The sequence below is a fragment of the Planctomycetota bacterium genome (genome assembly GCA_038746835.1).
Taxonomy (GTDB): domain Bacteria; phylum Planctomycetota; class Phycisphaerae; order Tepidisphaerales; family Tepidisphaeraceae; genus JBCDKH01.
In genome coordinates this window covers 1-10,450 of sequence record JBCDKH010000136.1, presented here as the reverse complement: position 1 = coordinate 10,450, position 10,450 = coordinate 1, and the positions used below count along the sequence as shown (strand labels likewise).

The window sequence follows — 10,450 nt, the reverse complement described above, 5'->3', positions numbered from 1 at the left end:
CTCGTGGCCGAAGCGTTTCGCGAAGGCAAGCAGCCGGTCGTCCACGGCTATTCGCTCGGCAAGAGCCAGGAGAACATCCGCATCCTCACCGATGCCGGCTTCAACGTCTCGATGCACGGCGCGATCTGGCGAATCAGCCGCTACTACCGCGACTTCGGCGTCACCCTCGGTCGCGACGACCAGCTACGCCAGTACCAGAAGGCCAACTTCAGCGGAGCCAGACAGCTCGACCTGGAGGAACGCGGCGTCCTCGTCTGTCCGCCACGCGACGCACGCGGTGCCGTCACGCAGCAGTTCGGTGACGACGTCTGCCGGATCATGATGAGCGGCTGGGCGCTGTCGCCGGGAGCCAAGTTCCGCTACGGCGTCGAGCACGCACTGCCGCTGAGCGATCACGCTGACTTCGATGAGCTAATCGAGACGATCGAACGCGTCCGACCCAAACACGTCGTCAGCCACCACGGCTTCGGCGAATTCCCCGACCACCTGCACAAGCTCGGCCTGCCCGACAAGCTCGGCTTCACCATCCGCCTCGCCCGGCCGCCCGCGCAGATGGAGCTGTTCGGATGAGGTGGATGCCGGCCGGTCGCTAACGTTGGGCGATGCAGCGTTTTCCAGGGGCGACGTCGCGAAGCGAGACACTCGGCTGGTTCGAGCAGGCCAGGGCCGGTCTGTTTTTGCACTACGGGCTTTATTCGATACTCGGCCGTGGCGAGTGGGTGATGTTCCACGAAGCGATCCCGCCGGACGAGTATGAGACGCTCGCGGACCGATTCGACCCGAGCGGATTCGATGCCGACGCGATTGCGCGCCTCGCGGTCGAGGCGGAGATGTCGTACGTGAACCTCACCTCGTGCCATCACGAGGGGTTCTGCCTTTGGGACTCGCAGGTCGAGCCGTTCAATAGCGTGCGATTCGCCGGCCGAGACTTGGTCGCTGAGATGGCGGCAGCCTGCGAGCGGCACGGATTGGGCTTCTTCACCTACCACACGTACACGATCAACTGGCGACACCCGTCGACTCTGTCACCCGAGCTCTTCCGTTCCGGACGGCCGCACTACGAAAACGTGCCCGATCGGTACACGCTGGAGACGATTGACGATTGGCCCGACTTCTGGCGATGGACGCACGGCTGCATCGAGGAGTTGCTCGCGATCGATGCGCCACTAGCTGGCGTGTGGCTCGATCTCATCGTCGGCGCATACCACTGGCCTGACCAGACACCTGCTACCGACACGTACCGCCTCATTCGCGAATCACGGCCAGAGACGCTCGTGAGCTTCAAGCAAGGCCTGACCGGCGACGAAGACTTCGCGTCGCCCGAGTTCCAGTTCCGCAGTCTCGCTGATCGCATGCGAGAGCAGGGCAAGACCAGAGCGGCCGACGTTGCGGCAGCCGCTTGGGAAAGGAACCGCCACAAGCACAACGAAATCTGCATGACGCTCCAGCAAAGCGGCAGATGGGGCATTGATGCGACATCGAAACATCATGGCCCTGACCACGTGCTGGCAAGCCTCGGCTACGCGGCCGGCAATCGATGCAACCTGCTCGTCAACACCGGGCCACTCGCCGACGGCTCGATCCATCCAGACGACGTCGCTTGCCTTCGCGAAGTCGGCAAACGCATTCGCCGCGACGGATGGCCTGAGCCGAGGTCAGACATTCCAACAGGCAAGAGCGACGCCGGCGTCGAGGCGTGACGTCGTGTCGTTGCGGCTGTGCGACCGGCGAATCGAGCTAGCCTGACAGAGATGGCAACAACCGACCTGGCCCGCGTCTCGAACGGACACGACGATGCCGCTGCGGTTCTGCAGGCGGCATTGGACAAAGGCGGACACGTCCGCGTGCCCATGGGCGTGTACAAGGTCGGCCGGACGCTCCGGATTCGCTCGAACACGCGGCTCGATGTCCACCCCGAAGCGCGGCTGCTTCTGGGCGACGGCGTCGGGAAGACGACGGACGACTTCCTGCTGACGAACGCAAATCACGACGCTGGCGACGAGAACATCGAGATTCGCGGCGGCATCTGGGACGGCAACAATCGCAACAACCCACGCAGCAAGGCGGCCGAGGCAGACCCGCTGTCGGACCCCGGCGGCTACTCAGGGGTGCTGGTCAACTTCCGCAACGTCCGCCGACTCACTTTCGGGCACTGCCGGCTTTGCGATAGCGAAAGCTACCACTTCCGCGCGACCCAGCTCGGCGATTTCCTCATCCGGCACGTCAAGATCGACACCACCAACCCTCGGCCCAACAACGACGGCATCCACCTCGGCGGGTTTTGCCAGCGCGGCGTCATCGCATACATCACCGGCCAGGGTCGCAAGGCACCGAATGACGACCTGGTCGCCCTCAACGCTGACGACGCGCTCGGGCGAATCGAATGCCATGGCAAGCTCAACGGCTACCAGCGAGACATCGTCGTCCACGATCTCCAGGCGGACGACTGTCACTCGTTCGTGCGGATTCTCTCGACCGACAGCCGTGTCGAACGCCTCCAGATCAGCGGAATTCGCGGTGGCTGTCGCGAAGCGATGGTCAACATGGACGGAGCCCGCGGCTGCCGGGTTCAGGTTTTTGACGCCCAGGATCCCAAGTACGCGAACGGCGTCGGTGACTGCGACGACATCCGCGTTAGCGACGCCCGTGTCTGGAAGACGCAGAAAAAGGGGCCCTTGATCCGGCTGCAGCAGCGGTCGACGCGTCTCGTGATCGAGGACGTCCTTCGTGATCCAGAGCGCGACAGCGACAGCTCCAGCGACACCATCCACGCCGAGCACCTGCCCGGCCATGTCCTGACGGTCGAAGACGAGGCGGGCAACCTGCAGACCCACGAATTCGTTGACAGAGCATCCTCGTTCCAACGTCGCTCAGGCGGCTTTCGACGCTTGTCACTCGATCGTGCTTGAGGTCGACTCGTTGACTGTGGGTGTGAGGTCGGCGGTCACGTGCTCGACGGCTGGTAGCTGGACGGACCATCGCGGCGAGGACATGCCTTCGATCGTCAGCTCGTACGTCCCGGCGTAGCCGGTCCAGTCGACTCGCCCGTGCGGTGGGATCGCGACCGTGCGTTTCGTCGTCCAGACGTCCATCAGATGGCGATGCCGCTCGACAATCGCGGCTCGCACGTCGTCGTCTGCCGGCAACACGAACCGATGGCCCGAGATGTCGGCGTTCGCGAACGCGATCGTCGCACTCCGCTCGTACACGTCGGCGGCGGCGTCTGGCGTCAACTGCTCGTCCGTCGGGAGACCGGCGTGGTCGATACCGGAATTTTGGGCTAACTCGTCAGGGATCGATTCGGTCAGTTCGAACACGAACGTCGGCGAGACGAGCCGAATCTCGATCGGCAGTTCCGATTGCAGTGGCTGTCCGTTTGCATCCAGCAATGCGACCGACGCCGACCCGCGACGCACGGCCGGAATCTGCTGTCGTGCTTCGGAGAGTTCGTTGTCCGCTTCTGCAATCGGCGCGTCCGCTCGCAGCGTGAAGACGCCCACGCTGATCATGATCGCGGCGGTCAACGTCACGATCGGCACGAGGAGTCGTGGTTTCATAGTTCGGCCAGACGTTGTTGCCGATCGAGCTCGGAAAGGGCGTCAGCCAGCGGGTCGAGGTCGCCGTTCATGACCTTTTCGAGCGGGAAGTTCTTCGTGCCCGCATCGTCGTCGCCTGACCCGCCGAGGCGGTGATCGGTGCAGCGGTTCTGCGGGAAGTTGTACGTCCGGACGCGCTGACTGCGGTCGCCGGAGCCCATCATCGCCTTGCGGGACGCCGACTGCTCGGCGAGCTGTTGACTGCGTTCGCGCTCGTACAACGCGGCGCGAAGCAACGCCCAGGCGCGTTCCTTGTTCTGAGCCTGGGACTTCTGCTCGGTAATCTTGAACTGCAGGCCCGACGGCTTGTGGGTGATGCGCCAGCCGGTCTCGACCTTGTTGACGTTCTGCCCGCCCGGCCCGCCGCCGCGGCAGCCGCCTTCTTCGATGTCCTTGGCCTCGATCGTCACCTCGACGTCGTCCAGCTCTGGCAGGACGGCGACCGTCGCGGCGCTCGTGTGGATGCGGCCTTGCGTTTCGGTTTCGGGCACCCGCTGCACGCGATGGCCGCCGCCTTCGTAGCGGAGTCGCTTGTACGCCTCGTCACCCTGCAGCGAGACGACGACCTCTTTGAAGCCGCCGCGTTCGGAGTCGCTGAAGTCGTCGACGCTGAACTTAAAGCCCTTGATTTCGGCGAACTTGCGGTACATCTCGAAGAGGTCTCGTGCGAAGAGCGCCGCCTCCTCACCGCCGGTGCCGGCACGGATTTCCATGAAGAACCGCCCGACCGCCGGCTCGTCGGCTTCGACGAACGCGGCTTTGGCCTGCTCCATGAGGGCGTCGAGTTGCTGCTCGACCCGCGGCAGGTCCGCTTCGGCCATCTCCGCCATCTCGGGATCGCCGGCCATCTCCCGCAGATCCGCCAACTCGTTCGCCGCAGCAGCGTAGCTGCGAAACGTCTCCGCCGGCCCGGCCAGTTGGCCCGACTCGCGACTGACCTTCATGAGCTGGCCCGGGTCGTTCAGGACGTCCGGGTCGTTCATCCGCTCCTGCAGGTCGGCATGTCGCTGAGCCGTCCGGGCGAGCTTCGCGAGCAGCGGCTTCCACGCCGCGTGTCGCTCGGGCACGTCGAAGTCGAGCTGAGCGTTCTCCTGAGTCTCGGTCGGCATCGGAAGGTCAGCGTAGGAGAGCCTGCGACAAGCGCCCCGAAGCCGCAGGGTGAGCGAAGCGATCCCTCGGAACGTCGTCGGTCGAACGCTGACCAGCGCGAAGACGATCCGGGTGATCGCTCCGCTCACACCACGGCTTCATCACCTGTGTTTATGCTGCTGCATGCGCGTCACGATCGTGGGCACTGGTCAGATGGCAGTCATGTGCGCGCGATTGCTCTGCGACAACGGGCACGACGTGTCGCTGCTGGGTCGACGCGAGACGATTGAGCAAATGCGGCAAACCGGTCGAAGCCGGCAGCTATCAGAGGTGACTCTGCCCGACGTGCGACTGACGAGCGACTTCGAAGCGGCAACGCAGCAGTTAGACGTTGCCGTCATGGCGGTGCCGACGCAGCAGACGCGTGCGTTGGTCGATCAGCTTTCAGACAGTGGCCGCCCGGTCGTGTCGTGCGCGAAAGGCATCGAGCTTTCGACGAACCTTCGGCCGAGTCAGTTGCTCGGCAGGCGACCGGTCGCCGTGCTCAGCGGGCCGAACATCGCCGGTGAAGTCGTTGCTCGCAAGGCTGCCGGCGCGGTGGTGGCGTGCGAAGACCAGGGCGTCGCGGAGCAGGTGCGCGACCTCTTCGCCACCGACTACTTCCGCGTCTACACCAGCGACGACGTCGTCGGCGTGGAGCTGGCTGGGGCGACCAAAAACATCATCGCCATCGCCGCCGGCATCGTCGATGGGCTCGACCTGGGCAACAACGCCAAGGCCGCGCTCATCACGCGCGGCCTGGTCGAAATCACGCGGCTCGGCGAGTCGATGGGCGCGCGGCCCGACACCTTCGCAGGACTGGCGGGCATGGGCGACCTCATCACGACGTGCTTCAGTCCCGAGGGCCGCAACCGTCGGTTCGGCGAACACCTCGGCCGGGGTATGTCGACGGACGAGGCACTCGCCAAGCTCGGCAGCGTCTGCGAGGGCGTGCCGACGACAAAGGCCGTGGCAGGCATCGCACGCAAGCGCGGCGTCGAGATGCCGATCACCCACAGCGTCGCCGGCATCCTGTTCGACGGCGTCGATCCGCGCGAGGCGCTCGGCCGGCTCATGCGACGCGAGCCCAAACCCGAGTGACGCTCACCGCCGCGGAACGAGCAGGGCGATGTGCTCGAGTCCGAAGTCGGCGACGTAGAGGTTGCCCGTCTTTGGGTCCTGGCAGACATCCAGCGGATCGCCCATGCCGATGAGGCCGGGAATGCCCTCGATCATCTCCGCGACGTCGCCGTCATCCGTCAGGCGGACGGAAACGAGGTCGCTGCTGGAGGAGTAGCGACAGACGATCAGCGTTCCATCCAGTGTCCGATCCGTGAAGCTGTCCGACGCGGCCCGGTACGTGATGACGCCGTTGGATGACTCGTGCTCGCCGAAGTCGAGGATCGCCGGCTGGTAGTTCGGGTCGGGCTGCGTACCGACGGGGTAGTCCGGGACTTCCCATAAGTCCGGCCCGTCGGTCGGGTTGCCGCCGTTGAGGACGTAGGTGCCGTACGCCGGATTCGGGTGGCCGTGGTACATGCCCGGCTCGACGCGGTGGAGCCAGTCGTGTTCGTTGTACGGCGATTCGATCTTGCCCGGAAAACCGCTGACCGGGTCGGCCGGCAACGTTCCGCCGGGCGACGAGCCGTTGGTCGGCGCGAAGAGCGTCCAGCCGCGACCGGGCAGGTCGACCCACTCCATGTCGTACACGAGCCGAATGCCGTGGCCGTAGATCGTCAGTGGGGCGTCGGGTGCGTGCGGGTCGTAGCCGTGACCGGGATGGAGCGTCGTGACGTCCAGCGGCAACTCGTGGTCGGCGAGCTTGTCGAGGTCGAGTCGGAGGATGGTGGCGCTGAGCGTGTGCTCTTTGCGGTAGCCCCAGGTCTCGTCGGTGCCGCCGGTGGCGGTGTTGGAGGCCTGCGGGATGTAGAGGGCACCGTCGGGTCCGAACTCCGGCTGGTTGGTCGCGTGGTCGCCGACGCTGCGGGGCAGGCCGATGACGAGCGTCTCGACGAGCGCAAAGTCCGGGCCGTGCAGGCGAATGACCTTGCCGCTGAAGTCGGGCGCATCCAGCATCGTCGCGTAGGAACTGGTTGCGTAGATCTCGCTCCCGTCGTCCGAGAACGCGAACCCGATGATCAGCCTCGGCCCGCCAGCGTGATCAATGATCGTCGTGCGAACCTCCGGCTCGCCGAGCGTGCCGTCCTCGCTGACGGGGAACCGATAAAGCCTGCCCGCCACGTCGGTGGCCCAAAGCCTGCCGTCGGGGCCGAACTCGATACACGTGAATCGCGTGCCGGTCGCGTTGTCCTGGACGGTGTGCGTGAAGCCCAGCCGCGGGTCGATCGGGTCATAGTCGCGAATGACGTCCACCGGCAAAGGTGGCTGACGGACGGGGGTTTCCAGCAGATTCTGCTTGATCGCGTAGAGCACGCCCGAGCCCCGCGCGGCCGTGAGCGTAACGACACCCGTCGCTGCGAGGACGACGGCCATGCCGAGACAGGTTCGAACGAGTGACATCACCTTGCCTCGATTGTCGGCCAAATCGCAGACCGACGTCGGCTGAAGGTCTGCGGCACGATGACGCACGCCTTTGAGCTTTGGGCCGTCCCGATTGGCGTCGATATTGGAGCGTCCGACCACCCACCCATGATCTCGCCCGCCCGACAAGCCGCCGCGTCCGCCGAAGCTCGATGGCTTCGCGCGGCCGGCGTGTGGGGCGTCGTCGGATTGCTCCTGGCAGGGCTGTCGATGCTGGCACTGCCGATGCCGGGCTGGGCGGAGACGCTGCGTGAGGGCGGACATGCGTGGTCGGCAGTGACGCTTCATTCGGTCACGAACCTGTTCGACGGCGGGCTCTTCGCGGCGGGTCGCCCGATCGCCACGCAGACCCTCGTCCTCGGACTCGTCTTCAATGCGCTGCAGTCGCTCAAGCCGGCACGTCGGCCATCGATCCGTCGCTTCTGGGCTTGGCAGCTGGCGGTCGCCGGGCTGCTCGTCGGGTCGACCGGCGCATCGATGACCGTCTTTGCCGAATCGCTGCCGGTGCTTTCGGCCGTGCTGGTGATCGCCGTAGCCGTCAGTCGGCTCGACGCGATCCCGGGACGATCGCCCGCCACCTGGTTCGCGACGGCCGCCTTCGCAGGACTAGCCACGACGGTCGCCTTCGACCTCGTCCTCCGACTCATCGAGCCACCGCTACCCGTGCGGCTCGTCGTCGCCGGAAGCTGGCTCACGGTCGGCCTGATGCTGCCCGGCTTCGCCATCGCCTACCGACTCGTCGGGACGTGGCGAAGCCATCGCCTGGCCGTCGTCCACCTGTGGCTGACGCTCATCGGCACACCGCTCGCCGGCCTGGCGACCCTGCATCACACTGGCGGGCCCACGGCCTTGGCCGCGCTCGGGACGGCCGGCGCCTTGCTCGCCTTGGCCGGGACGCTCGCCGGCGTCTTCAACCTCGTCGCCGTCGACGCACCGGTCGATGCATCGCGTCGGCGTTGGCTCAACGTCGGCCTCGTCGCGATCCTGGTCGTCGCCATCGACGGCGGGCTGCTGTCACTCCTTCGATTCCAAGCCGTCGGACAGTTCACCGCCTGGCAGTCGTCCGCTTTCGATCTTCGCCTGCTCGTCGTCGCGCTCGGCTTCGCTGCGGCGATACTCGTGACCACGATGAGCCGGACGACACTGCCGTTCTGGACGATCGTGACCGGCATCGCATTGGCAGTCCTGCCGGGCCACCTCGCCGGGCTCGGCCGGGGTTTGATGTGGCAGACCCTCACGCCGACCGGCGCGTTGCGGTTCCCCGAGGTCATCGAGACGACGCGGGCGACGGCACCGCTCTACACGCTCCAGGCGATCGGCTGGCTCGTGGTCGCCGGCGGGTGGCTCTGGCTCGCCTGGACGGCGATTCGCGGCCGGGTCGCCCTCGAACTTCCGCCAACCGTCACGCCCGAGACCGCGACGCACGAATCGCGTTACGCACACGAACACACCATCCTGCCGCTCGCGGCCAAGCTCGAGTCGGCCTGGTCGCTGTCGTGGCACCGGAAGCTCGAACGCCGCACGCTCGCAACGGCTGCGGTGCCGGTGGTCGTGATCGCCGGGGCGATCGGCTTCTCGACGCTCTCCCACGCCGCCGCTGGTCTGAGCCGTCCGCCAGAAGTCGCGAAGCTCTCGCCGCTCGAAGAGATCGGCCGTGACGTCTATCGGACACACCGCTGCAACCAGTGCCACACGCAGGTCGTCCGCCCGATCCTCGGCGAGACGCGTCGCTACGGCGACGTCACGTCGATGCCCGATCGCTTCGAGGCCGACCTGATCGGCGTCCGCCGCGTCGGCCCGGACCTCGCGCGCGTCGGCGGCAAGTTCGACGCGACGTGGCACCTCCGTCACTTCGAGTCGCCCCAGGCCGTGCTTCCGCGAAGTCTGATGCCCGCGATGCCCGATCTACTCAGTGACGAGGTCGACTTGCCCGACGACGCCCTCGACCAGGCCCGCGCGATCGCCGCCGACCTCGAAGCCCGCGGTGCCGAGTCGGGCCTCGAACGCAAACGCGTCGTCGCGCTGATCGCCTACCTCCAGACCCTCGGCCGCGAATCGACCCCATGACCCCGACGCCCCTCTGGCTCAAGCTCGCCATCGCCGCGCTGGTCGCGTGGGGCGTCGGCTACGTCTCGCTGCTGGCACTTGTCGGCCCTGAGGCCGGGGCGACGGGTCGTTTCGAGCGTGCCGTCGAAGCCGAGGCCGAGGCCGTCGTCGGGACGATGGACCGCCTGAGCTTCGACGCCGAGAGCCTCGCCCGCGTCCGCAGCGACCCGACGCTCCTCTCCCACGGCAAAGCGATCTACGCCGCCAACTGTGCCAGCTGCCATCACAACGACGGCCGCGGCACCGTCACGGCACCCAACCTGACAGACAACGCCTGGATCGCCGCCACGACCGCTATGGACGTCCTGACCATCACCGAGCAGGGCATCGCCGACCGCGGCATGCCCGCGTGGAAAGGGCGGCTCGGCTACAACGACCTGATCATCGTCAGCGGCTACGTCACCAGCCTCCACGACACCAACGTCGAGGGTGGCCACCGCCCGGAGGGCGAGGTCGTTGAGCGACTGGAGTGAAACCACGCGTCGCCCGATGTGTTTTCAGCTTCGATGCGTGCTGCGACACCGTCGCGTCCCATCCGCTATACTCCACCGCACCCCGTGCCAACTGCCGACGTAAGGAACGACCATGAGCACCACAGCCACTCTCGACACCGCCACTTCGCCCGTCAGCCTCACCGAGCCGGCCGCTGACGAGATCCGTGAGTATATCAAGGACCAGGAGCTCGACGAGAGCAAGACCTTCCTACGCGTCGGCGTCAAGGGCGGCGGCTGCAGCGGCTTCCAATACACTCTCGACCTCGTCGAACTCGACGACGGCCCCGAGGAGGGCGAAGAGCTCATGGAGAGCCAGAACATCCGCCTCGTCTGCGACGAGCGAAGCCTCCTCTACCTCGAAGGCGTGGAAATCGGCTTCCACGGCGAAGGCCTGCACACCGGCTTCGTCTTCAAGAACCCCAACGCCACCAGCACCTGCGGCTGCGGAAGCAGCTTCACCGCCTGAGCCGGCAAACACCACGATGGCAGTGACGGCGGCAACGGTTCGTTGCCGCCGGCGCGGTTGTTTGTTGTTTGACCAGACGCCACGGCCGGGGAATTTTGATGGGGGCGGGGGGCGCGGGG

General features: G+C 66.3%; 10 protein-coding genes. 7 read left to right on the top strand and 3 right to left on the bottom strand.

All coding sequences use genetic code 11. The features are described 5' to 3' along the window. The 3 genes from AAGI46_12455 to AAGI46_12445 all read left to right on the top strand — a co-directional run. On the top strand, nucleotides 1–570 hold a 570-nt coding region (locus AAGI46_12455; GenBank protein MEM1013018.1), incomplete at its 5' end, for an MBL fold metallo-hydrolase RNA specificity domain-containing protein. A gap of 32 nt (nucleotides 571–602) precedes the next feature. Further along, entirely contained in the window at nucleotides 603–1,700 is a 1,098-nt protein-coding gene (locus AAGI46_12450; GenBank protein MEM1013017.1) for an alpha-L-fucosidase, read from the top strand. Nucleotides 1,701–1,751: 51 nt separating this feature from the next. Further along, on the top strand, nucleotides 1,752–2,909 hold the full coding sequence (locus AAGI46_12445) for an endopolygalacturonase (GenBank protein MEM1013016.1): 1,158 nt from the start codon (nucleotides 1,752–1,754) through the stop codon (nucleotides 2,907–2,909). Here the strand turns inward: AAGI46_12445 and AAGI46_12440 are convergent. Next, nucleotides 2,892–3,557: a hypothetical protein gene (locus tag AAGI46_12440; protein ID MEM1013015.1), complete on the bottom strand. Its 666-nt coding sequence runs from the start codon at nucleotides 3,555–3,557 to the stop codon at nucleotides 2,892–2,894. The genes AAGI46_12445 and AAGI46_12440 overlap by 18 nt on opposite strands. Beyond that, the gene (locus AAGI46_12435) at nucleotides 3,554–4,705 is read right to left on the bottom strand and encodes a PCRF domain-containing protein (GenBank protein MEM1013014.1); all 1,152 of its coding nucleotides are present in this window, start codon (nucleotides 4,703–4,705) and stop codon (nucleotides 3,554–3,556) included. Before AAGI46_12435 ends, AAGI46_12440 begins: the two co-directional genes overlap by 4 nt. 163 nt (nucleotides 4,706–4,868) lie before the next feature. Here AAGI46_12435 and AAGI46_12430 point away from each other — a divergent pair, with 163 nt between their 5' ends. After that, nucleotides 4,869–5,825, top strand: a complete 957-nt coding sequence (locus AAGI46_12430; GenBank protein MEM1013013.1) for an NAD(P)H-dependent glycerol-3-phosphate dehydrogenase — start codon at nucleotides 4,869–4,871, stop codon at nucleotides 5,823–5,825. Between the two features lie 3 nt (nucleotides 5,826–5,828). On the opposite strand, the gene AAGI46_12425 is transcribed toward AAGI46_12430, so the two are convergent. Further along, nucleotides 5,829–7,217, bottom strand: coding sequence for a hypothetical protein (locus AAGI46_12425; protein ID MEM1013012.1), 1,389 nt, complete (start codon nucleotides 7,215–7,217; stop codon nucleotides 5,829–5,831). 87 nt (nucleotides 7,218–7,304) lie between these two features. Here AAGI46_12425 and AAGI46_12420 point away from each other — a divergent pair, with 87 nt between their 5' ends. The 3 genes from AAGI46_12420 (at nucleotide 7,305) to AAGI46_12410 (ending at nucleotide 10,331) form a co-directional block, all read left to right on the top strand. Beyond that, nucleotides 7,305–9,332, top strand: a complete 2,028-nt coding sequence (locus AAGI46_12420; GenBank protein MEM1013011.1) for a cbb3-type cytochrome c oxidase subunit II — start codon at nucleotides 7,305–7,307, stop codon at nucleotides 9,330–9,332. After that, complete coding sequence (locus AAGI46_12415; GenBank protein ID MEM1013010.1) at nucleotides 9,329–9,844, top strand: c-type cytochrome; 516 nt, start codon at nucleotides 9,329–9,331, stop codon at nucleotides 9,842–9,844. Before AAGI46_12420 ends, AAGI46_12415 begins: the two co-directional genes overlap by 4 nt. A 112-nt stretch (nucleotides 9,845–9,956) precedes the next feature. After that, nucleotides 9,957–10,331 carry an iron-sulfur cluster assembly accessory protein gene (locus tag AAGI46_12410; GenBank protein MEM1013009.1) on the top strand — a complete coding sequence of 125 codons (375 nt, stop codon included), beginning with the start codon at nucleotides 9,957–9,959 and terminating at the stop codon, nucleotides 10,329–10,331. Nucleotides 10,332–10,450 lie beyond the last annotated feature (119 nt).

Coding starts and splice junctions, on each gene's coding strand:
- AAGI46_12450 (MEM1013017.1), top strand. CDS start 603: ATGCAGCGTTTTCCAGGGGCGACGTCGCGAAGCGAGACACTCGGCTGG.
- AAGI46_12445 (MEM1013016.1), top strand. CDS start 1,752: ATGGCAACAACCGACCTGGCCCGCGTCTCGAACGGACACGACGATGCC.
- AAGI46_12440 (MEM1013015.1), bottom strand. CDS start 3,557: ATGAAACCACGACTCCTCGTGCCGATCGTGACGTTGACCGCCGCGATC.
- AAGI46_12435 (MEM1013014.1), bottom strand. CDS start 4,705: ATGCCGACCGAGACTCAGGAGAACGCTCAGCTCGACTTCGACGTGCCC.
- AAGI46_12430 (MEM1013013.1), top strand. CDS start 4,869: ATGCGCGTCACGATCGTGGGCACTGGTCAGATGGCAGTCATGTGCGCG.
- AAGI46_12425 (MEM1013012.1), bottom strand. CDS start 7,217: ATGGCCGTCGTCCTCGCAGCGACGGGTGTCGTTACGCTCACGGCCGCG.
- AAGI46_12420 (MEM1013011.1), top strand. CDS start 7,305: ATGACGCACGCCTTTGAGCTTTGGGCCGTCCCGATTGGCGTCGATATT.
- AAGI46_12415 (MEM1013010.1), top strand. CDS start 9,329: ATGACCCCGACGCCCCTCTGGCTCAAGCTCGCCATCGCCGCGCTGGTC.
- AAGI46_12410 (MEM1013009.1), top strand. CDS start 9,957: ATGAGCACCACAGCCACTCTCGACACCGCCACTTCGCCCGTCAGCCTC.